General features: G+C 74.1%; 17 protein-coding genes, 1 tRNA gene and 1 riboswitch. Of the genes, 10 read left to right on the top strand and 8 right to left on the bottom strand.

What is annotated here, in order from left to right; translation table 11 throughout:
• Positions 1-6: 6 nt before the first annotated feature.
• Positions 7-1062: a helix-turn-helix domain-containing protein gene (locus ACFU7Z_RS09530; protein ID WP_375875082.1), complete on the bottom strand. Its 1056-nt coding sequence runs from the start codon at positions 1060-1062 to the stop codon at positions 7-9.
• A 234-nt stretch (positions 1063-1296) separates the two neighbouring features.
• On the opposite strand from ACFU7Z_RS09530, the gene ACFU7Z_RS09525 reads away from it, so the two are divergent.
• The 3 genes from ACFU7Z_RS09525 (at position 1297) to ACFU7Z_RS09515 (ending at position 4875) form a co-directional block, all read left to right on the top strand.
• Positions 1297-1974: an RNA polymerase sigma factor gene (locus ACFU7Z_RS09525; protein WP_241852808.1), complete on the top strand. Its 678-nt coding sequence runs from the start codon at positions 1297-1299 to the stop codon at positions 1972-1974.
• Positions 1971-3419 (top strand): hypothetical protein, encoded by a 1449-nt coding sequence (locus ACFU7Z_RS09520; protein WP_380777137.1) that lies wholly within the window; start codon positions 1971-1973, stop codon positions 3417-3419. The genes ACFU7Z_RS09525 and ACFU7Z_RS09520 overlap by 4 nt, the downstream gene beginning before the upstream one ends.
• 256 nt (positions 3420-3675) lie before the next feature.
• A complete protein-coding gene (locus tag ACFU7Z_RS09515; RefSeq protein ID WP_380777136.1) occupies positions 3676-4875 on the top strand; it encodes a hypothetical protein in 1200 nt (399 codons plus the stop codon).
• Positions 4876-4972: 97 nt separating this feature from the next.
• On the opposite strand, the gene ACFU7Z_RS09510 is transcribed toward ACFU7Z_RS09515, so the two are convergent.
• A complete protein-coding gene (locus ACFU7Z_RS09510) occupies positions 4973-6472 on the bottom strand; it encodes an aminopeptidase P family protein (RefSeq protein WP_074001837.1) in 1500 nt (499 codons plus the stop codon).
• Between the two features lie 129 nt (positions 6473-6601).
• Complete coding sequence (locus ACFU7Z_RS09505) at positions 6602-8050, bottom strand: PP2C family protein-serine/threonine phosphatase (RefSeq protein ID WP_380777135.1); 1449 nt, start codon at positions 8048-8050, stop codon at positions 6602-6604.
• Between the two features lie 614 nt (positions 8051-8664).
• Between ACFU7Z_RS09505 and ACFU7Z_RS09500 the strand changes: the two genes are divergently transcribed.
• Complete coding sequence (locus tag ACFU7Z_RS09500; protein WP_049655147.1) at positions 8665-9327, top strand: bifunctional DNA primase/polymerase; 663 nt, start codon at positions 8665-8667, stop codon at positions 9325-9327.
• 275 nt (positions 9328-9602) lie between these two features.
• On the opposite strand, the gene ACFU7Z_RS09495 is transcribed toward ACFU7Z_RS09500, so the two are convergent.
• The 4 genes from ACFU7Z_RS09495 to ACFU7Z_RS09480 form a co-directional block, all read right to left on the bottom strand.
• Positions 9603-10586 carry a DUF5926 family protein gene (locus ACFU7Z_RS09495; RefSeq protein ID WP_049655150.1) on the bottom strand — a complete coding sequence of 328 codons (984 nt, stop codon included), beginning with the start codon at positions 10584-10586 and terminating at the stop codon, positions 9603-9605.
• Between the two features lie 69 nt (positions 10587-10655).
• Positions 10656-11075: an ATP-binding protein gene (locus ACFU7Z_RS09490; RefSeq protein WP_338016264.1), complete on the bottom strand. Its 420-nt coding sequence runs from the start codon at positions 11073-11075 to the stop codon at positions 10656-10658.
• Between the two features lie 427 nt (positions 11076-11502).
• The gene (locus tag ACFU7Z_RS09485; RefSeq protein WP_380777134.1) at positions 11503-12327 is read right to left on the bottom strand and encodes a glycerophosphodiester phosphodiesterase; all 825 of its coding nucleotides are present in this window, start codon (positions 12325-12327) and stop codon (positions 11503-11505) included.
• 109 nt (positions 12328-12436) lie between these two features.
• A complete protein-coding gene (locus ACFU7Z_RS09480; RefSeq protein ID WP_380777133.1) occupies positions 12437-13855 on the bottom strand; it encodes a purine-cytosine permease family protein in 1419 nt (472 codons plus the stop codon).
• A riboswitch (TPP riboswitch) is annotated at positions 13848-13992 on the bottom strand. It overlaps the preceding gene by 8 nt.
• A 266-nt stretch (positions 13993-14258) precedes the next feature.
• Here ACFU7Z_RS09480 and ACFU7Z_RS09475 point away from each other — a divergent pair.
• The 5 genes from ACFU7Z_RS09475 (at position 14259) to ACFU7Z_RS09455 (ending at position 20034) form a co-directional block, all read left to right on the top strand.
• The gene (locus tag ACFU7Z_RS09475) at positions 14259-16058 is read left to right on the top strand and encodes a S1C family serine protease (RefSeq protein WP_380777132.1); all 1800 of its coding nucleotides are present in this window, start codon (positions 14259-14261) and stop codon (positions 16056-16058) included.
• 63 nt (positions 16059-16121) lie between these two features.
• Positions 16122-16209 (top strand) — tRNA-Ser (locus ACFU7Z_RS09470).
• Positions 16210-16338: 129 nt separating this feature from the next.
• Positions 16339-17166, top strand: coding sequence for a MerR family transcriptional regulator (locus tag ACFU7Z_RS09465; protein ID WP_074001836.1), 828 nt, complete (start codon positions 16339-16341; stop codon positions 17164-17166).
• 45 nt (positions 17167-17211) lie between these two features.
• A complete protein-coding gene (locus tag ACFU7Z_RS09460) occupies positions 17212-18429 on the top strand; it encodes an MFS transporter (RefSeq protein ID WP_380777131.1) in 1218 nt (405 codons plus the stop codon).
• Positions 18430-18669: 240 nt separating this feature from the next.
• Complete coding sequence (locus ACFU7Z_RS09455; protein ID WP_380777130.1) at positions 18670-20034, top strand: FAD-binding oxidoreductase; 1365 nt, start codon at positions 18670-18672, stop codon at positions 20032-20034.
• Positions 20035-20310: 276 nt separating this feature from the next.
• Here the strand turns inward: ACFU7Z_RS09455 and ACFU7Z_RS09450 are convergent, their stop codons facing one another.
• Entirely contained in the window at positions 20311-20493 is a 183-nt protein-coding gene (locus ACFU7Z_RS09450; protein WP_143204509.1) for a hypothetical protein, read from the bottom strand.
• Between ACFU7Z_RS09450 and ACFU7Z_RS09445 the strand changes: the two genes are divergently transcribed.
• Positions 20492-20821, top strand: coding sequence for a hypothetical protein (locus ACFU7Z_RS09445; RefSeq protein WP_049656286.1), 330 nt, complete (start codon positions 20492-20494; stop codon positions 20819-20821). The two genes, ACFU7Z_RS09450 and ACFU7Z_RS09445, sit on opposite strands and share 2 nt — an antisense overlap.
• Positions 20822-21049 lie beyond the last annotated feature (228 nt).

Genomic DNA, 21049 nt, shown 5'->3' with positions numbered 1-21049 from the left:
GCGCGCTCAGGCCACCCCGCGCCCGAAGGAGCGCCGGTAGGCGGTCGGCGAGGTGCGCATCACCCGGCCGAAGTGGTGGCGGAAGGTCGCGGCGCTCTCGAAGCCGACCGCCGCGGCGATCTCCTCCACCGTCCCCTCCGGCGACTCCAGCAGCGCCAGACTGGTCGCGATGCGCTGGGTGACGACCCAGCGCATCGGGCTGGTCCCGGTGCGGGCGGTGAAGTGCCGCAGGTACGAGCGGTCCGACATCCGGGCGGCGCGGGCCAGCTGCGAGATGGTCAGCGGGGACGACAGGTGGTCCAGCGCCCACCGCATGCTGAGGGCGATCCCGTCGTCCTCCTCCTCGACCGGGCGGACCGCCGCCTCGACGAACTGGGCCTGCCCGCCGTCCCGGTGCGGCGCCACCACGAAGCGGCGGGCCACCGCGTTGGCCACCTTGGCGCCGTGGTCCCGGCGGACCAGGTGCAGGCAGAGGTCGATGCCGGCCGCGCTGCCCGCGCTGGTCAGCACGTCGCCGTTGTCCACGTACAGCACGTCCGGATTGACCCGCACCGCCGGGTACCGCTGCTGGAGCAGCTCGGCGTACCGCCAGTGGGTGGTCGCCTCCCGGCCGTCCAGCAGTCCGGCGGCGGCCGGTGCGAAGGCGCCCGAGCAGATCGACACGATCCGGGCGCCGCGCCCGTGCGCGGTGCGCAGCGCCTCGACCAGGTCGGGGGAGACGCCGCCGAACGGGTTCGGCACCCCGGGGACCACCACCGTGTCGGCCGCCGCCAGCTCGTCCAGCCCGTGCCGGGCGGTCAGCGCGAAGCCGCCCACCGCCTCCAGCGGCGTCCCGGGCCGGTCGGCGCAGACCTTCAGCCCGTACCAGGGCGCCGCCAGCAGCCCGGCCAGCTCGGGCCGCGCCAGCCCGAACACCTCGACCACCACGCCGAGTTCGAACGGCGCCATGCCCGGGAAGGCGTACACCGCGACGTCGTGCACGGGCTCCGGGCGCCGGCCGATGGCGACGGGCACCGGCCGCGGTGCGGCACCGGTCCGGTCCTCGGCGTGCTGCTCGGCCATGCGAACCCCCTGCTCACGGGTGGCGGAATGCCGGTGAGTGTAGCCGTCCCGACCCCTTCGGAATTTTCTTCGAACCCGCCTGCAACCTTCACCCCCGTCACACGTCCTTTGGTACGGGGGCGGAGGGAACCCGGCAGAGGGCGGCTGGGATGATCCCCCCGATCACGATCTTGATCAGGTGACCTGACGGAACGGCGGCCGCCGTCACCGTCCCGGGGGAAAGCGGAAACGCGCATGTCCATGGCCATCGGGCCGACCGCCGCGCAGGCAGGGGGGCGGGGCTTCTCCATCCGTGGAGTCGTCGCCGCGCTGTTCGGCGCGCAGGAGGCCGGCGAGCCGCTCGCCGGCGCCGCCACCGAGCAGGAGGCGAAGCAGCGCCGCTCCGGTTTCCGGCTGCTGCGCGGCGGTCGCAAGCCCGCCGAGGACCGGCCCACCCTGACCGACCTGTACCACGCCCACCGGCTCGGCCTGGTCCGGATGGCGGTCATGCTGGTCGACCACCAGGACCTGGCCGAGGACGTCGTCCAGGACGCCTTCACCCAGCTCTACCAGCGCTACGGCGAGGAGCTGGACGACCTCGACAACGCGCTCGGCTACCTGCGCACCTCGGTGGTCAACGGCGCCCGCTCGATGCTGCGCCGCCGCAAGACCGCCCGCGAGTACGTGCCGCCGCACGTGGCCGACGCCCCGTCCGCCGAGGACCACGCGGTGCTCAACGACGAGCACCGCCGGGTGCTGGTGGCCCTGCAGGAGTTGACTCCCCGCCAGCGTGAGGTGCTGGTGCTGCGCTACTGGTCCGACCTGTCGGAGGCGCAGATAGCCGAGACCCTGGGACTGTCCCGGGGTGCCGTGAAGTCCACCGCCAGCCGCGCTCTGGACGCCTTGGAAAAGCACCTGGAGAAGGTTCGATGACCGACAAGCTCCCCCGCCGCACCGGCGGCGACGGCGACGGGCCGGCCGAGACACCGACGGAACGGCTGCTCCGCGAGGCGATGACGGCCCGGGCCTCCCTCGTCACAGCCGCCAGCCTGCGCCCGGCCGCTCCCCCGAAGAACCGGATCCGCCGGCTGCGCCCGGTGTACGCCGTCACCGTGCCGCTCGGCCTGGCCGCCGCCATGGCGCTCGGCGTGCTCACCTTCCACGGCGAGCCGGTCGCCCAGGACGAGGTCCCGCCCCCGGCCGCCACCCTGACCACCTCGCCGAGCCCGACGCCCGAGCCGACCGGCGACCCCAGCCCGACGGCCGCCCCCACCGATCCGGGCACGCCCACCAGCGAGGCCGAGACGGAGGTCCCGCTCGCCGACGGCGTCCCGACCACCGCGACCTCCGCCCCCGGCACCGCGAGCGGCCCGGCGAGCTCGTCCAGCCTCCGGGGCGTCAAGTTCAAGGTGCCGGCGGGCTGGAAGGCCGTACCGGTCTCGGCCGACCGGGTCTGCGTCCTGAGTCCGGGCGCGCCGACGGAGCCGCAGCAGGGCTGGGCGCCGGCCAGGTGCGAGCCGTACGGCGTCCTGGTCGTGGCCTACAACTCCCCGGACGAACTCGAGGGCGGCGCCTGGCCGACGACGAACGACCTGGTCGCCGACAGCGGCTGGGGCCACCAGCCGAACTGCCCGATCTGGGGCCGGCCCTACTTCCCGGACAACGGCTACTCCTCGGTCGGCGCACCCGTGCGGACCAAGTCCACCGTGGCCGGCAAGACGATCGACAAGACCCAGTGGAACGTCACCTGCAAGCCCGGGGACACGTTCACCGCCCAGATGTGGGGGATGGGCCTGGACCAGGTCTTCGTGGTGGCGAACGGGCTCAAGAGCGACTACCAGTCGGGCCTGACGACGATCGTCAACAGCCTGGACGTGAGCGGCCACAAGTCACCGTCCCTGACCGCGTCCGACAAGGGCGCGAAGGACATCGCGATCACGGTCGACGGCGGCCTCGGCGCCGGGCAGAAGGTGTCCACCAACGGCACCCCGGTGACCTTCACGGTGACGTACCGGAACACCGGCCAGAAGACCTACGACAAGCTCCAGCCGCTGGTCTACACGAAGGAGTACGCCGGGACGCCGCCGAGCGAGATGGTCATGATGAACAAGGGCAAGCTGGAGCGCCAGGACGGCGGCGCCTGGAGGGAGATCCTGCTCTCGATGGGCGGCGGCATGGACTACGCGAAGGTGGACCAGCAGGCCTGGTTCTCGCTCGCACCGGGGGAGACCAAGAGGGTGACGTACCGGATGGCCCTCGACCCGATGGACGGGCCCGGCACGATGCCGCTGTCCGTCCAGGCGACGCTGCCGTACGAAGGCTCCGGGTCGCTGACCTCCCTGAAGGAGCTGATCGTCCCGGTGACGGTCGTGAAGTAGCCGTTCCAAGCTGGCAGTTGAGGCGCCGTGACCGGGTTTCCCCCGGTCGCGGCGCCTTTCGGCGTTCCGGGGAGGGGCCGGGAAAAATTCTTCGAACCGGCCTGCAACCCCCCGGCGGGATGGACGTCTATCAGGGTGAGAGGCAGGGAGAGCGAGCCGGCGGAGCCGGGGGGCTCGGGCCGGTTCCTCGGGGCGCGACAGTAGGCGCCCGCTCATTCGATCACCACCATCACCATGTCCTTGGGGGGACTGTCACATGAACGCGTCCGTTATCGCCCGTATTGCGAAGATCGTCCCGCTGGCCGTCGTCACCGCCGTGGGAATCGCGGCCTGCGGCCCGACGAACGGCGAGGCGTCCGTCGCCGCCTCCGCTCCCGCCTCCACCCCGGCCGTCACCTCGTCGGCCACCCCCGGCGCGGGCGCCGTCCCGACCGTCCCCGCCCCGACCACCCCCGCCCCGGCCGCGCCGACCACCGAGGCCGCGCCGACCACCGGCGCCCCGGCCGCCGCTGCCCCGGCCGCTGCCCCGGCCGCGCCCGTGGCCGCCAAGACCGAGGCCAAGACCGCCGCGAAGGCCCCGGCCGCGCCCGCCCCGGCCAAGGCCGCCGGCGGCATCGGGATCACCTTCAACGGCCTGCGCGCGGGCCAGAAGATCCAGGTGGGCGACCAGGTCTCCTTCTCGGTGACCTGGAAGAACAACGACGCCTCGGGCACCCGCGCGGTGGCGCCGGTGGTGGCCACCCAGCAGTTCGAGGGCGCGGAGTGCCGGCGGGTGCTCTCGATGGCGCAGGGCACCCTGGAGCGCAAGGACGCCACCGGCTGGAAGGCCATGCCCGCGCTGAGCCAGGGCGGCGGCATGGACTACGCGGGTACGGGCAACGACGCGGCCTTCGAGCTGGCCGCCGGCGAGAGCCGGACGGTCGAGTACCGGATGGTGCTCGACGCGGGCAACCAGCCGGGCAAGCTGTACGTCGAGGCGGACGCCGTGGTGCCGTCCACCTACAAGGTGCTGACCAAGGGCGTGGTGACCACGTCCGTCGTCGACTCGCACCGCCCGGTGGTGAACTCGGTCTCCAAGCCGACCCCGCTGGTCGTCGGCGGGACCCCGACCGAGTTCTCCTTCAAGGTCTCCTCGCCCGACGGCCCCGGCCTGCTGCGCCCGGCGGTGTACCTGTCCGTGCCCGCGAGCGAGGGCCTGACCGGGGAGGACGTCACGATCGAGGCGAAGGTCGGCGGCGAGTGGAAGTCCTTCGAGGCGACCGAGGACTGCAACGGGCGGATCGGGGTGGCGCCGGCCCAGCTGACCGGCGTGATGACGGGCAACCCGGCCGAGTACACCTTCCGGGTCGGCCTGAAGCGGACCGGTTCCACCAAGCCGGTGGAGATCGAGGTCGGCGGCGCCTCGGACGGCCACTACGGCGCCCCCACCACCCTGCGGCCCGCCGTCCGTCGCTGACACCGGCGGCCCGCACCGGAGCCGAAGGGCCCGGCCTCCCACTGCTCGGGAGGCCGGGCCCTTCATCGTGGCCGTGTCACGGCCGTCGTGCGGAGGCTCAGGCGAGCGAGGCCATCCAGGCCTCGACGTCCTCGGCGCTGCGGGGCAGGCCGGCCGAGAGGTTCTCGTTGCCGTCGGCGGTGACCAGGATGTCGTCCTCGATCCGGACGCCGATGCCGCGGTACTCCTCCGGCACGGTCAGGTCGTCCTGCTGGAAGTACAGGCCGGGCTCGACGGTCAGCACCATGCCGGGGACCAGCAGCGCGTCGACGTGCTCCTCGCGGCGCGAGTGGGCGCAGTCGTGGACGTCCAGGCCGAGCATGTGGCCGGTGCCGTGCAGGGTCCAGCGGCGCTGGAGGCCCAGCTCCAGGACCTTCTCGACGTCGTACACCGAGGCGTCCAGCAGGCCCCAGGCGAGCAGCCGCTCGGCGAGCACGCGCTGCGAGGCCTCGTGGAAGTCGCGGAACCGGGCGCCGGGCTTCACCGCGGCGATGCCGGCCTCCTGGGCGTCGTACACCGCGTCGTAGATCCGGCGCTGGACCTCGGTGAAGCTGCCGTTGATCGGCAGGCTGCGGGTGACGTCCGCGGTGTAGAGGGTGCTGGTCTCCACGCCCGCGTCCAGCAGCAGCAGCTCGCCCGGGCGCACGTCGCCGTCGTTGCGCACCCAGTGCAGGGTGGTGGCGTGCGGGCCGGCCGCGGCGATGGTGCCGTAGCCGACGTCGTTGCCCTCGACCCGGGCGCGGCGCCAGAAGGTGCCCTCGATCCAGCGCTCCGAGGTGGCGACGGCCTGGCCCAGCTCGCGGACCACGTCGGTGAAGCCCTTGACGGTGGCGTCGCAGGCGGCGCGCAGCTCGCCGATCTCCCACGCGTCCTTGACCAGCCGCAGGCCGCTCAGGAACTCCTTGAGCCCGGCGTCCTTGTCGGCGTCCAGGGCGTCGGCGAGCGCGGCCTCCAGGCCGGCGTCGTAGCCGCGGACGATGCGGGTCGGCACGGCGGAGTCGGCGGCCTTCGCGGCCAGCTCCTCGGCGGCCTTGCGCACGTCGCGGGCGGGCAGCCCGAGCAGCTGCTCCTGCTCGGCCAGGCTGTGCCGGCGGCCGACCCACAGCTCGCCGTAGCCGTCCAGCCAGAACTCGCCGTTCTCGCGGTTCGAGCGGGGCAGCAGGTAGAGCACGAAGTCGTGGCCGGTCGCGCCGGTCGGCTCGCCGACCAGCACCGCGTCCTCGGTCTGGTCGCCGGTGAGGTGGACGTACTCGCTGGCGGCGCGGAACGCGTAGTCGGTGTCGTTGGAGCGGACCCGCAGGTTGCCGGCCGGGACGACCAGGCGCTCGCCGGGGTAGGCGGCGGACAGCGCGGCGCGGCGCTCGGCCGCGTACGGGGCCTGGGCGACGGGGGCGAGGCCGTGCAGCTCGGTGTCGGCCCAGCCGGACTTCATCGAGGCGGCCAGCTCGTCGGAGATGTCGCCGTAGAGACCGTTCTTGCGGCCCTTGTGCTGCTCAGGCTCCTCGCCGCCCTCGGCCTCGGGGTTCTCGGCCACCGCGGGGGTACGGTCCTCGGTCACGTGCAACGCCTCCTTGGGGGGTGGTACCGCCGCCCCTGGGGGAGGTGTCGGATCGCGACACGCGCGGGCGGCCGTGCGTCCGTCCATGGTACGGACGCCCGGCCGCCCGTTCGTTCCGGGTCCGAACCGTCACTCGAAGCGGGCCGCCAGCAGCATCAGGTCGTCGGTGGCCGTGCCCCCGGCGTCCGGGTCCGGGCAGACGGCCAGCAGGTGGGCGCAGAGCCGGTCCGGGTCGATCCGCACGTCGCGCGGGGCGTCGGCGGCGGCCCGGCGCAGGTTGGCCTGCCCGGCGTGCAGGGTCGGGCCGCAGCGGCGGGCCAGGCCCTCGGTGTAGAGCAGCAGGGTGTCGCCGCGCTCGGCGACGAACTCCACCCCGGGGGCCTCCCAGCAGGCCAGCATGCCGAGCGGGGCGGAGAGCGAGGTCTCCACGAACTCGGCGCCGTGCCGGCCGACCAGGACGGGCGGGCAGTGCCCGGCGCCGGCCAGGGTGATCCGGCGCTCCTCGGGCTCGATCCAGGCGTAGACGGCGGTGGCGGTGCGGGTCGGCTCGGTGGTCTTGAGCAGCAGCTCCAGGTCCCCCAGGACGGAGACCGGGTCCTCGCCCTCCAGCACCGCGTACGCCCGCAGCGCGGCCCGGACCCGGCCCATCGCGGCGGCCGCGCCGGGGGCGGAGCCGGGGCCCGCGCCGGGGCCGTCGCCGGAGACGGAGCCGACGGTGAGGCCGATGGTGCCGTCGGGCAGCGGGATCGCGTCGTACCAGTCGCTGCCGGTGGAGCGCTCCAGCCCGGCGGGGACGAGCCGGGCGGCCAGCCGCAGCCCGGCGGCCCGGGGGAGCCGGTCCGGCAGCAGGCCGCGGCGCAGCGCCTCGGTGGTGCGCGAGATCCGGTCCGCCTCCAGCTGCTTGGCGAGCAGCGGGGCGGCGATCTCGCAGTAGTGGCGGGCCAGTTCGCGCTGGCAGTCGGTCGGTTCGGCGGGCTCGTCGTAGAACCAGAGGGCGGCGGCGAGCGGGCCGTCCTCCTCGGTGGCGAGCGGCAGGCCGTAGGCGCCGCCGAGGCCGAGGTGGACGGCGAGTTCGCGCAGCCGGGCGCCGGTGGCCGGGTCCTCGGCGAGGTCGTGGGAGTGCAGCTGGGCGGGCCGGTCCCGTTCGCGCAGCAGCCGGGCCAGCAGGCTCTGCTCGGTCGGGACGGTCTCCAGGGCGCCGAGGCTGGCGCGGTCGAGGCCGTGGCCGACCGGCTGTCCGGGGCCGCCGCCGGGCCGCCGGGTGACCAGCATGCCGCGCCGGGCGCCGAGCAGGGCGGCGCCGGAGGCGAGGACGGTGTCCAGGGTGGCGGCCAGGCCGCGGGCGCGGGCGAGCCGTTCGGTGTGCTCGTGCAGGCTGGTGATATCGGACAGGCGTCCGGCCAAACGGTCCTGCAGCGCGGCGGAGGGCGCCGTGCGGGTGTCCGCCGTGCCGTCCGGGGCGTTGACGGGGCCGGGGAGGTCCGGCAGGTCGAGGACGGTGAGCCCGCCCGCGCAGCCGGGTTCGCCAGGCTCGGCGGTCGTCGTCGGGAGGGCCGTCGACGGGTGGGACTCGTTCATGCCGTCACTCCTGACGCGGTGCTACGTGCCATGCGAAACCCCCAGGTACGGCCAATGTGGAGCGAGCACGGCCAAAGGGCGTGTTTCGCCTCGATTCGCTACTACTCGTCATTGATCGACAGCAATGCCACCACTTCTACACAGGCCATTCGGGGCATGTCCAGATCCAGGACGACGCGGTGGCCCGTTCCACATCGATCGCGACCCGGTCGGGGGGCGCGCGGGGTTGGTGCGCGCGCCACTCGGCCCGGAGGCATGGAGCGGGCCGCGAGCGGGCAGAACGGGGAGGACGGCCCGGGCGGCCGTCCGGATCGTATGTCCGTGCCGCCCGTGAGCCGGGTCGGCCGGAACTCTCTCACTCGTACGGTGGAACCAAGCGCGCCCGGGCGGCGTCCATCCGGTCGCGTACGGGATTCTCGTTCCAAGGGCTGTGCCCTGCGCGGCCCTTTCACGTCGTACTCCACACCTGCTCCACGTCGTGCCGCGCCGTCCGCCCTGCCGCCCGCCCCGCGCCGCGCCGCCCGGGTCCGTGCCGCGGCGGGTCCGCGCGGAGGATCCCGACGGACGCCGGCGGAGCGGAGCGAACCGAGCGGTCAGGGAAAGGAACGAGCGCCATGCGTGAGAACCCGAAAGACCGGTCGGAGGATCGTTCCGCCCGGCTGGCCGCGGCCCTGACGGCCGCCGTCGACCACCGTTGGCCCGTGGTGCCGGGCGCCGTGCTGCGCGACGGCCGCTGCTCCTGCGGCGACCTGGACTGCACCGTCCCCGGCGCGCACCCGCACGACCCCTCGCTGCTGGCCGCCACCACGGACGCCCGGATGGTGCGCTGGTGGTGGGAGCGGCAGAGCCCGGACGCGCCGGTGCTGGCCGCCACCGGCTCCACGGTCTCGGCGGTTAGCCTGCCCGCGGCGGCCGGCGCCCGGGCGCTGGTCTACCTGGGCGCGCTGCGGCTGCCGCTCGGCCCGGTGCTGGCGATGCCGGGCCGCTACGCGCTGCTGGTGGCCCCGTACTCGCTGGACGTGCTCGGCGAGATGCTCGCCCAACTCCCTTGGGTGCCGGGCTCGTTGCGCTACCACGGGGCGGGCGGCTTCCTGCCGCTGCCGCCCGGCGGCGCGGCCGTCGGGGTCCCCTCGGCCGGAGGCTGGGGGAGGGTGCGCTGGGTGCTCGCGCCGCGACCGGGCGTCGGCGGCGGGGTCTGGCTGCCGCAGGTCGGGCCGCTGCTGGGGGAGTTGGTGGAGGCGACGGTCCGGCTGGACAGCGGGCGTTCGGCCTACTGAGGGCCACCGGAGCGGGACGGGCTGTCGACACCGTCCGCCGGGCCCGGATCCGGGCTTCTCCCGGGTCTCGGCTCGGGCCCGTCCGGGGGCTCCGAGCGGGGCACTCCGGAAAAAGAAAAGATCCGGCCGCTGGCGACGGGGGATGCACCAGCGGCCGGACTCTTTAGACAGTAACAAGGATCCGCGCCCGCGCCAATTTCCAAGACGCCCTCCACGCCCGGAAATTGCGCGTTCACCGCGACAATGTGACGCGTATCACGCGGATCCTGCGCCCTTTAGTTCAAGGTGACCTGACGGTTCACCAGGTTCGCGCGGGTGCGCCGCTCCTCGGCGGTCAGCGGGGCCGCGTCGGCGAGCACCGCGGCGAGCCGCTCGGCGAACTCGGCGGCCGGCTTCTCGCAGTCGGCGGCGGTCATCGCGAGCGGGAGGTCCCACACCGGGACGGTCAGGCCGTGCGCGCGGAAGGAGCCGACCAGGCGGGTGTCCGGGCCGAGCGAGGCCTCGCCGGCCGTGTTCAGCCGGGCCAGCGCGTCCAGCAGCTTCTCCTCGGGCACGGTCATCACCCAGCGCAGGTGGTTCTTGTCCGGGGTGCCGCACCAGTACGCGGAGTCCACGCTCGCGAGCTTCTCGGTCGGGATGGCCGAGGCGTTGGCGCGCTCCAGGGAGGCGGCGACCTCGCCGGTGGCGGCCTCGGCGTCCTCCAGCCAGAACTCGAAGCCGGTGTGCACGGCGGGCGTGAACGCGGCGGTGGTGTCCAGCAGGTCCTGCAGGCGGCGCCCGCCCGGGACGGTCCGGCGGGCCGGCACCGGGCTGCCCGGCTCGGTGGCCAGGGCCAGCTCCAGGGCGTCCGCGAGGTCGCGGCTGAGGTCGCCGGAGGCGGACTGGGTCTGCAGGCCGAGCAGGATCGAGCCGTCCTGGCGGCGCAGGGCCGGCCAGGCCAGCGGCAGCACGGTGGCCAGGGTCACCGACGGGACGTCACCGGTCGCGCCGTCGGCCACCCCGGCGGCCAGCGTCAGCGGCACCGTGGCGGCGGGCACCAGCTCGCGCAGCGCCACCCAGTCGGCCTCGCCCGGCAGGCCCTCGAACGGGCGGTGCACCAGCTCCTGCACCGCGTGCGAGGCCTCCCGGCCGTGACACGCCTTGTACCGGCGGCCCGAGCCGCAGGGGCAGTCCTCGCGGGCCCCGACCACGGGGATCTCGCCCGTGACGGCGGTGGTGGACTGGCGCTGCGGCGCCTTCTTGGCGGCCTTCTTGCCCATGCTGCGGCTCTCCCGGGAACGGTGGTCCTGTGTCCCGGGAAGCCTAACGACACATTCCCCGAGCCCGGCTCACGCGCTACGGGCATCGCCCCCGGTGCGCCGGGCGTGCCGGGCCCGGGCGGGCAGCGCCGCCCAGACCGTGACCTCGCCGGGGGCGTCGCGCACGCCCCAGTCGCTGGCCAGCTGGTCGACGATGCTCAGGCCGCGGCCGCCGCGCGAGGTCAGCGAGGGACTCGCGGGCAGCGGCCGGGTGGCCGCCCCGCCGTCCGTGACCTCCAGGGTGAGCACCCCGTCGGCGTGCATCTGCCAGCGGACCAGCACCCCGCCGGCCGGCTCGGCCGGACCCTCGGCGGGCTCCCGGGCGCCCTGCGCGGCGTTCGCCCCGGAGGGGACGCCGACCAGCACCTGCCCGAGCACCTCGGCCCGGGCGCTGCGGCCCAGGGCCGGCAGCGGGCCGAGCGGACGGGCGTACCGACAGGCGTTGCTCAACAGCTCGGAAAGGATCAGAACAGCATCATCGATGACCGGTTCGGGTACCTGCCGGTCACCCAGATCTCGACGCAGTCGGCGCCGTGCGACCCCGACACTCGCTGGGCCGTGCGGCACTGCCATGGTCGATGAAGTCGGCACTTCACGCGCCACCATCAACGCCACCCCCGGACCTCCTTCAGCGTATGCCGAGGGAGAGATGCCCCTTGGTAATGCGTCGGAAACGAGCACCGGACGATCCCGCGAGCCCATTTCGAGTGCGGCGACCGACGGTCGACATCAGGTCATTCCGCGCTCACCCTCCGTCGCCCGGATGCAAGAATTCCGGCAATTTCGCGCGAGGAAGGTTTGACTGCCGACCAGAGTGATCGGATCGGAGGGGTTCGGAGGAGTACGGCCTTCGGTGCGCCGACGGACCACCGGTGGATCACCGGCCGAGCTGCGCCAGTACCTCCGCGGGCCGGTTGGTGATGATCGCGGACACCCCGAGCTCCAGGCAGAGCTCGACGTCGGCCGGCTCGTCCACCGTCCACACGTGCACCTCGTGGCCGAGCTCGCGCAGCCGGGTCACCAGCTGCGGGCGGGCCCGCACCAGCTCGATGCCCGGGCCGGCGATCCGCGCCCCGCCCGGCAGCGGCGAGCCCTCGCGCAGCCGGCCGAGCAGCGGCAGGGTCCGCTCGAACAGGAAGACCCGCCGGTACCGCGGCGCGGCGGCGGCCACCCGGTTCAGCGCGACCGAGGAGAAGCTCATGATCCGGGCCGACGGGCGGTCGCCCTCCCGGGCCGCGCCGATCTTGAACCGCTCCAGGGTCCGCAGCAGCTCGGCCTCCACCCGGCCGCGGAAGCGCACCGGGTGCTTGGTCTCGATCGCCAGGTCCACCGGGCGGCCGCACTCCACCACCAGCTCCAGCAGCCGCTCCAGCCGCAGCACGCCGCGCAGCTCCGGGTCGGTGCTGGGGCGGCCGGTCTTCCAGGCGCCGAAGTCGTACGCCTCCAGCTCGGCGAGGGTCATGGCCGAAACGGTGCCCCGGCCGTTGGAGACCCGGCCGATCCGGCGGTCGTGCACGCAGACCAGCGCGCCGTCGGCGGTGACCCGGACGTCGCACTCCAGCGCGTCCGCGCCCTCGTCGAGCGCGCGCCGGTAGGCCGCGAGGGTGTGCTCGGGCAGGGCGTGGGAGGAACCGCGGTGGGCGATCACCTGGACGGGCGGCACGGTGCGCGCCGCCGCCGAGGACAGGTCTGGGCTGGTCACAGGCCCAACGATAGGCGGCGGAGGTGAAGCGCGGACAAAGACGGCCCCAACCTGTGGGGCCGTCTCCGCACCTGCGGGGCCCGCTCGGGCCCCCGCTCGCTCCGCTCCGTCAGCCCCGGACGGCGCGGCGGCCGAGCGGGGTGAGCGCCCAGGTGGCCAGGGCCGGCACCAGGAAGGCGAACAGCGAGGCCGAGGTCCACTCCTGCGGGGTGAAGTGCAGCGCCTCCTGGGCGGAGGTCCAGAAGTCCGTCCACCAGTCCGCGACCTTGGTCGGCGCGATGAACTGGTAGACCGCGAAGCCCAGGGCCCACGGCAGCAGCATCAGCCAGCGGGACGGCGCGTCGGCGGAGAGGTTCCAGCCGCGCCGGCCGGCGCCGAGGAAGTAGTCCACCACGAGCACCGCCAGCAGCGGCACGAACACCGAGCCGATCAGGCCGAGGAAGCCGTAGTAGGTGTCGGTGAACTCGTCGATCTGCAGCGCCAGCACGGTGATCAGCACGCCGATCGCGCCGGAGAGCACCCGGCGGTCCACCTTCGGCAGCAGGTTCTGCACCGACATCGCGGTCGAGTACACGTTGGCGAAGGACTGGTCGGTCTCGCGCAGCACCAGCACCAGCAGGAACAGCCAGCCGGCCCAGACCCCGAGGAAGGAGTCGAAGATCCGGTTCGGGTCGCCGTCCGACTGCAGCAGCGCCATCAGGCCGAGCACGTAGCACCAGACCTGGGCGACCGTGTAGCCGGAGAAGCTGCCCCAGAACGCCGAGCGCGGGGTGCGCGAGTGCCGGGTGTAGTCGGCGGCCAGCGGGACGAAGGAGACCGACACCGCGATCATCGCGTCGGTGGCGCCGAGGAAGCCGTGCCAGTTGCCCGCGCCCGGGTCCGGCACGCCCTGGCGGCCCAGCTGGACGGTGAAGTACACCATCGCCACCGCGACCGCTCCGGCCACGAAGCGGCGCAGCACCGCGATCGAGCCCAGCGGCCAGATGGTCAGCGCGGTGGTCAGCGCGCCCGCGAGCAGGACGAACAGCCAGCGGTAGCCGGTGGTGTGCGCGACGGTCTGCGCGCCCGCCGAGATGGTCAGCAGCTCGAAGACGCCCCAGCCGATGCACTGCACGATGTTCAGCACCGTCGGCAGGTAGGACAGCCGGGTGCCGAACAGCCCGCGCAGGTTCGCCATCGCGGGGGCGCCGGTGCGGGCGCCGATCAGCGCGGCCACGGCGAGCATCGCGGTGCCGACCGCCGTACCGATCGTGATCGCGGTCACCGCGGCGGCCAGCGACAGCTCGCTGCCGGGGGCGCCGAGCACGGTGGCGGCGGTGGAGAAGCCGATCAGGCTGACGCCCAGGTTCATCCAGAGCGCGAAGTGGTCCCGGAAGCGCAGCGTGCGCGGCGGTTCGGTGTCCAGGACCAGGGGCGCTTCGACGTGCTCGGCGCGTTCCAGGAGGGCGGTCGCGCCCGGCGCGGGGGCGTTCGCGCCGGAGTCGGAGGCGTTCGTACCCGAAGAAGAGGATGGCGAAGCAGGCGGCATGGCCGATACTCCCTACGCCGGCATTACCCGGACAGGTTCCGGCGGTCAGCGCCCCCTCGAACGTCCGTCACTCGTGTGGCGTACGGTCGACATGCGCACTCTCAGCCTGGTGGGTCCAAGCTCCCGCGTGTCAGTTTGGAGCGCCAGGCTAACCGGCGCGGGTGCCGACGCCCAAGGCCGAGGGCGGGGCGGTCCGCATCGCGGACGCCCGACGGGGAGGGGAGCCCCGGCCGTCGGTACAGGTGCCGGAGCCGGTGTCAGTGCCGCTGAGGGTGCTGACGCCAGTGCCGGTGTCGGTGCCGGCTAAGGATTCTTATGAGTTCTTCAGAGGGGTCCTTACGGCAAACGAATCGACAGTGCGAAAAACTATGGTCCTTGGTTCTGCCAGCTATGGAGGTCGTCCGTGAGCACCGAGCGCGAGGTTGGGCCCACCGGGCCGCAGGGGGAGCAGCCCGCCGGGCCGGGGGCGGCCGAGTCCGCTGCCGCGGGCCCCGCTCAGGGCGGGCACAACCCGACCATGGCGTTCCGGCGGGTGCCCGAGCCGGAGGCGGGCGCGGTCGAGGCCGCCGCCGAGGCGGCGCCGTCCGCCGACGCCGTTCCGGCCGAGGAGGTCCCGGCCGGGGGTGGGCACAAGCCCACCGTCGCCTTCACCAAGGTGCCCGCACCGGAGGCACCCGCCGAGCCCGTGGCACCCGCCGCACCCGCCGTACTCGCCGTCGAGGAGCCGGCCGTCGACCCGGCCACCGGCTACATCGACGCGCCGCCGCCGGTCCTGCCGCCCGTTCCGCCCGCCCCGGTGGCCGCCGCACCCGCCGCCCCGGCCCTGCCGCCGGCCGGCAACCCGTACGCCACCCCGACCCACGGCGTCCCCGCCGCCGGCGCCCACGAGGGGTACGGCGCCGCTCCGGCCGCGCCCGCCGCCCCCGCCGCGCACGGCCACCACCCCTTCGGGGCCGGCCAGCCGCTCGGCGGCTGGGGCCCCACCCACGACTCCACCTCCGGCGGCGCCGGCTACCCCGGCGGCCCGGCCGGCCCGCTCGGCTACCCGGCGGAGTACCCCGGCGGCCCCGGCGGCCCGCGCAAGAAGCGCGGCGGCCTGGTCGCCCTGATCGCGGCCGTCGCGCTGGTCGCCGGTGTGGCCGGCGGCGCGCTCGGCGTGTCCGTCTCCGACAGTTCCGACCGCAGGAGCTCCGCGAACGACCACCGCAGCACCACCGTCCAGGCCAGCGACACCCAGAAGAACGAGCCCGTCCCCGGCTCGATCGCCGCCATCGCGCAGAAGGCGCTGCCCAGCGTCGTCACCATCAAGGCGCAGGGCAACGGCGAATCGGGCACCGGCACCGGCTTCGTCTTCGACACCGAGGGCCACATCCTCACCAACAACCACGTCGTCGCGCCGACCCTCAGCGGCGGCAAACTGACCGTCAAGTTCGCCGACGGCAGCTCCTACAGCGCCTCGGTGCTCGGCCACGCCGAGGGCTACGACGTCGCCGTGGTCAAGATCGACAACCCGCCCAAGAGCAAGCTGGCCCCGCTGCCGCTGGCCGACTCCGACAAGGTCAACGTCGGCGACGCCACCGTCGCGATCGGTGCGCCGTACGGCCTGGAGTCCACCGTCACCAGCGGCATCATCAGCGCCAAGGACCGCCCGGTGGCCTCCGGCGACGACACCGGCTCGCAGGCCTCGTACATGAACGCCCTGCAGACCGACGCCTCCATCAACCCCGGCAACTCCGGCGGCCCGCTGCTCGACTCCGGCGGCGCGGTGATCGGCATCAACTCGGCGATCCAGTCCAACGCCTCCGCCAACGGCCGGGCCGGCAGCATCGGCCTGGGCTTCGCCATCCCGATCAACCAGGCCAAGTGGGTCGCGGACACCCTGATCAAGACCGGCAAGCCGGTCTACGCCAAGCTCGACGTGCTGCGCAACGACGACTACAAGGGCGACGGCGCGCAGATCCAGACCAAGGACATCCAGGGCCAGCCCGCCGTCACCCCCGGCGGCGCGGCCGACAAGGCCGGCCTCAAGCCGGGCGACGTCATCACCAAGCTCGGCGGCGTCCCGATCGACAACGGCCCCGCCCTGGTCAGCCGGATCTGGACGCACAAGCCCGGCGAGACCGTCGACGTCGAGTACACCCGCAACGGCCAGACCCTCACCACCAAGGTCACTCTCGGCCAGCGCGAGGGCGACCAGCCGTAACCCCCGCCCGCACCGAAACGTGTGCACCGAACCCCGCCGGACCCGTTAGGCTGACCTCCGCCTGGAGAGCTGCCCGAGCGGCCTAAGGGAACAGTCTTGAAAACTGTCGTGCGGTGACCCCGTACCGTGGGTTCGAATCCCACGCTCTCCGCCGGTAGGAGAACCACCTGCTCAGGGCGGGTGCCGAGACCACTCGGCACCCGCCCTCGGTGTTTCCCGGGCCACGGGCGGGGGCGGGGGTTGACCCTGACACGGTGGCAGGGGGTGGAGTGGTCGCACCATGTTGAACATCGGAGACTTCGCCAGCCACGGCCGGGTGTCGGTGCGGATGCTGCGCCACTACGACGCGATCGGGCTGCTGCGGCCCGCCCGGGTGGACCCAGTCAGCGGCTACCGCTTCTACGAGGCGTCCCAACTGGCCCGGCTCAACCGGGTGATCGCGCTCAAGGAGCTCGGGTTCACCCTGCAGCAGGTGCGGGCCGTCCTGGACGAGCGGGTGGACGCGGCCGAGCTGCGCGGGATGCTGCGGTTGCGGCGGGCCCAGCTCGCCGCGGCGATCGCGGCCGACGAGCTGCGGCTGGCCCGGGTGGAGGCGAGGCTCCGGACGATCGAGAGCGAGGGGACCATGTCCGTGCGGGATGTCGTGGTGAAGCCGGTGCCGTCCGTCCGGGTGGCCCAACTGACCGGTGTGGCCGCGAGTTACGAGCCGGAGGACATCGGGCCGGTGATCGGGCCGCTGTTCGCCGAGCTGTGCCGGCGGCTGGCCGGGGCCGGGATCGAGGCGGCCGGCCCGTCCGTCGCCCACTACCAGGACGCCCCGGAGGGCAACGGCTCGGTGCTGGTCGGGGCCGCCGTCCCGGTCGGCCCGTCGGTGCGGGCGGGCGCGCACGACTTCGAGGTGGTCGACCTGCCGCCGATCGGGGAGGCGGCGACGATCGTGCACCGCGGCCCGATGGACGAGGTCCTGGGCGCGGGCCAGGAGCTGGCCCGCTTCATCGAGGAGAACGGCTACCGCTCGGCCGGCTACGCCCGGGAGCTGTACCTGGAGTGCCCGGAGGACCCGGCGGGATGGGTCACCGAGCTCCAGGAGCCGGTGGTCCGCGGGTAGCCGGGTTTGCCCTCGACCCGGTCGAGGGTCCTAGCGTCACCGGGCATGACCACTGCCGCTGCCACCGCCGACGTCGGTTCGCGGGCCGCGCTGCCCCGGACGTACCTGCTCTGGCTGGCCGGGGTCCAGGCCGGACTGCTGGGCGACGCCGCGCTGTACTTCGCCCTCGGCTGGGCCGCCTCCGCGCACGGCGGCGGCGCGGCCGGGCTGGTCCTGACGGCGGTCACGGTGCCGCGCACCGCGCTGGTCCTGCTGGGCGGCGCGGTCGCGGACCGGTTCGGCGCCCGTCGGGTGATGCTCGTCGGGGACACGGTGATGCTGGCCGCGACCGCCGCGCTGGCGCTGGTCGCGGCCGACCGGGGCACACCGCTCTGGCTCCTGGTCGCGGCGGCGGCCGTGATCGGGACGGTCGACGCCTTCCACCTCCCGGCGAGCGGTTCGATGCCGCGCAGGCTGGTGCCCGCCGACCGGCTGCCCCGGGCGCTCGCCCTGCGGCAGGCCGGCGGGCAGGGCGCCGTCCTGCTCGGGGCGCCGCTCGGCGGCCTGCTGGTCGCGGCCGGCGGGCTGCCCGGCGCGGCACTCGTGGACGCGGTGAGCTTCGGGGTCGTGCTGCTGGTCCTGCTGCGGGTCCGCCCCGGGGCGGACGGGCCGTCCGGTCCGCGGGCCGGCCTGCTGAGCGAGGCCGCGTCCGGCGTCCGGCTCGCCCTGGCCGACCCGCTGCTGCGGGCCGCGCTGCTGCTCACCGGTGCGGCGGCCGGGGCGCTGCTGCCGGTGGTGTCGCTGCTCGGCCCGCTGCTCGCCCGGGCGCACGGCTGGTCGGCCGGGACGGCGGGACTGGTGAGCGGCGGGCAGGCGGCCGGGGTGCTGGCGGTGGCCGTCCTGGTCGCCCGACGGGGCGCGCTGCCCCGGGCCGGCGTGGGGGCGGCCGCCGGGCTCTGTACGGCGTCGGCGGGGATCGCGCTGCTGGCCCTGGCCGCGGGGCCGGTGGCGGCGGTGGCCGGCAGTACGGTGGCGGGCCTCGGCTCGGGGCTCTTCGCCTGCCACCTCGGCCCGCTGGTGCTGACCGGCGCGCCGCCGACCCATCTCTCGCGGGTCCAGGCCCTGCTGACGCTCGTGCAGAGCCTGGCCCTGGTGCTCTCGAACGCCCTGCTGGGCCTGCTCGCGGACGCGGCGGGCGCCGCCCCGCCCACCTTCCTCTGCGCGCTCGCCACCGCCGCGGCCGGCCTCACCGCCCTGGTCACTCCGACCCTCCGCCGGGCCTGAGCCGACCGGTCGCCCGCGCCGGCCCCGGGATCCGGCCGGCACCTCCCCGTACGGCGGCCCTTGCCGCCAGCCCCGGTGCCCGCCCGCCCCCTGCCGTCCGGGCGGTGCCTCGTCCTCCCGCCCGTTCACCTGCCCCTGCCCGTCCCGGCGCCCGCCCCTTCCCGTGGCCCACTTGCCGGCCCCCTGCCGTCCGGGCAGAGTGCGGAGGTGGAGGCGGTCGGGCGGCGAGTGGAGGCGGCGATGAGTGATCTGACGGACCGACTGGTGCAGGGCCTCCCGGACGGGGCCGTCGTGGTGGACCCGGACGTGACCGCCGCGTACCGCCACGACATGGCGGGTTTCTGTGCGGCCGGGCAGCCCGCGGCGGTGGTGTTCCCGGAGACGGTCGAGCAGGTGCGGCACGTGCTGCGCACCGCGACCGAGCTGCGCGTCCCGGTGGTGCCGCAGGGCGCCCGGACCGGGCTGTCGGGTGCGGCGAACGCGGTGGACGGCTGCGTCGTGCTGTCGCTGGTGAAGCTGAACCGGATCCTGGAGATCGACCCGGTGAACCGGATCACGGTGGTCGAGCCCGGTGTGGTGAACGCCGAACTGTCCAGGGCTGTGGAGGAGTTGGGCCTCTCGTATCCGCCGGATCCGTCGAGCTGGGAGTCCTGCACGATCGGCGGCAACATCGGTACGGGGGCCGGTGGGCTCTGCTGCGTGAAGTACGGGGTCACCAGCGAGTACGTGCTCGGGCTGGACGTGGTGCTGGCGGACGGGCGGCTGCTGTCCACCGGCCGTCGGACGGCGAAGGGCGTGGCCGGGTACGACCTGACCAGGCTGTTCGTCGGCTCGGAGGGGACGCTCGGGGTGGTGGTCCGGGCGGTTCTGTCGCTGCGGCCGGCGCCCGCCCCGCAGCTGGCGCTGGCGGCGGAGTTCCCGAGCGCGGACACGGCCGGGGCGGCGGTCTGCGAGGTGATGGCTCGGGGTCTGACCCCGTCGCTGATGGAGCTGATGGACGCGGTCTCGGTGCGGGCCGTCAACGAGTTGGGGCGGATGGGGCTGCCGGAGTCCACCCAGGCGCTGCTGCTGGTGGCCTTCGACGGGCCGGACCGGGTGGCCGAGCTGGCCCGGGTCGCGCGGCTGTGCCGGGAGGCCGGGGCGACGGAGGTGGTGCCGGCCGAGGACGAGGCGGAGTCCGATCTGCTGCTGGCCGCCCGGCGGATGGCGCTGCCCGCGCTGGACCGGCTGGGCACCACGATGATCGACGACGTGGCGGTGCCGCGCTCCCGGCTGGCGGAGATGCTGAACGGTGTCGCGGTGATCGCCGAGCGGCACGGGCTGACCATCGGGGTGGTCAGTCACGCGGGGGACGGCAACACCCACCCGATCGTCATCTTCGACGCCTCGGACGAGGAGGAGGCGGCCCGGGCCCAGCGCTCCTTCGACGAGATCATGGCGCTCGGGCTGGAGCTGGGCGGCACGATCACCGGGGAGCACGGTGTGGGGCTGCTGAAGCGGGACTGGCTGGCCCGTGAGTTGGGCCCGGTGGCGTTGGACCTGCAGCGGCAGCTGAAGGCGGTCTTCGATCCGCTGGGAATTCTGAATCCCGGCAAGATGATCTGATTTTCACTGAAGTATTTCGGCGGGGACCGCACGTCCGAACCCCTGCCGTCGTGGTGTGACATCGGACGGCCTTTTCATGACCGGGAAAGTCGACATGGGAGGGTGACCGAACTTTTCCAGGGGCGCGTGTGCGGTTCGCACGCGCCAGGGTGGTGCGCCCAGCGGATCGTGTGACGGTGCCGCGCCGTCCCCCGGACCGACCATCGACCAGCGGCCGTACGGGTGAAGTCCCAGCTCGGACGGGGTATCTCGCCGCGTTTTCCGTTTTCCCGGTCGTCATGCGCGGCCCGGGTGGATATCACGCAAACGGGCGAAATTCGCCGTGTGAGCTAGCGCTTTGTCGATTTGTTGCGGAAGTCTGTCTTCCGGCGTCGCAGCCCGCAGGTGTTCGTCCGGTCGACGAACCTTGCGCACCTTGATCGACCATTGCGCGACAAGCAGCTTCCCGGAGGCATTCATGGCTCGCACCCACCCCCGTCGAACAGCCGGGCTCCTACTCGCCGGCCCGCTCGCGGCCGGCCTGCTGCTGGCCGGTGCCGGGGCTGCCGCCGCCGACAACGGCGCGGGCGCCGAGGGCGCCTCCAACGCCGGGGCGGTCTCCGACACCGGCACCGGCAACGTGTTCGGCGGGGTCGACGGAAACTACGTCTCCACCCAGCAGACCGCCGCCGGCTCCGGCGCCACGAACCAGGACAACACCATCGCGGTGAAGGACAACACCGGCACCGTCCAGGGAGGCCAGGGCAACAAGGACGTCAACGTCGTCGTCGCCCCGACCTTCAACTGACCGGCCGCACGGCCGAGTGACGGCACCGGGCACCACGGAAGGCGGGGGCGCCGGACGTGGGTGGACGCGGGTGAGCTGAGCAGCCGCCGACAGGCCCGGACCGGAACGGAACGGCCGGAACGGACACCGAACCACCGACGCATCACGACCAGAGGGAACAGCGCAACGACCGGCCTGCGGAAAGGGTCACCGCGAAACCGGTCTCGTGGGCGGTGCCGCCATCGGCAC

It is taken from the genome of Kitasatospora sp. NPDC057518 (genome assembly GCF_042802075.1).
Taxonomy (GTDB): Bacteria; Actinomycetota; Actinomycetes; order Streptomycetales; family Streptomycetaceae; genus Kitasatospora.
This window is presented reverse-complemented; position numbering and strand designations above follow the sequence as displayed.

Bases quoted from the DNA above. Each gene is read 5' to 3' on its own strand.
- ACFU7Z_RS09520 (WP_380777137.1), top strand. From the start codon at position 1,971: ATGACCGACAAGCTCCCCCGCCGCACCGGCGGCGACGGCGACGGGCCG.
- ACFU7Z_RS09445 (WP_049656286.1), top strand. From the start codon at position 20,492: ATGGCTCGCACCCACCCCCGTCGAACAGCCGGGCTCCTACTCGCCGGC.
- ACFU7Z_RS09465 (WP_074001836.1), top strand. From the start codon at position 16,339: ATGTTGAACATCGGAGACTTCGCCAGCCACGGCCGGGTGTCGGTGCGG.
- ACFU7Z_RS09525 (WP_241852808.1), top strand. From the start codon at position 1,297: ATGTCCATGGCCATCGGGCCGACCGCCGCGCAGGCAGGGGGGCGGGGC.
- ACFU7Z_RS09460 (WP_380777131.1), top strand. From the start codon at position 17,212: ATGACCACTGCCGCTGCCACCGCCGACGTCGGTTCGCGGGCCGCGCTG.
- ACFU7Z_RS09500 (WP_049655147.1), top strand. From the start codon at position 8,665: ATGCGTGAGAACCCGAAAGACCGGTCGGAGGATCGTTCCGCCCGGCTG.
- ACFU7Z_RS09495 (WP_049655150.1), bottom strand. From the start codon at position 10,586: ATGGGCAAGAAGGCCGCCAAGAAGGCGCCGCAGCGCCAGTCCACCACC.
- ACFU7Z_RS09530 (WP_375875082.1), bottom strand. From the start codon at position 1,062: ATGGCCGAGCAGCACGCCGAGGACCGGACCGGTGCCGCACCGCGGCCG.
- ACFU7Z_RS09515 (WP_380777136.1), top strand. From the start codon at position 3,676: ATGAACGCGTCCGTTATCGCCCGTATTGCGAAGATCGTCCCGCTGGCC.
- ACFU7Z_RS09505 (WP_380777135.1), bottom strand. From the start codon at position 8,050: ATGAACGAGTCCCACCCGTCGACGGCCCTCCCGACGACGACCGCCGAG.
- ACFU7Z_RS09480 (WP_380777133.1), bottom strand. From the start codon at position 13,855: ATGCCGCCTGCTTCGCCATCCTCTTCTTCGGGTACGAACGCCTCCGAC.
- ACFU7Z_RS09455 (WP_380777130.1), top strand. From the start codon at position 18,670: ATGAGTGATCTGACGGACCGACTGGTGCAGGGCCTCCCGGACGGGGCC.
- ACFU7Z_RS09450 (WP_143204509.1), bottom strand. From the start codon at position 20,493: ATGAATGCCTCCGGGAAGCTGCTTGTCGCGCAATGGTCGATCAAGGTG.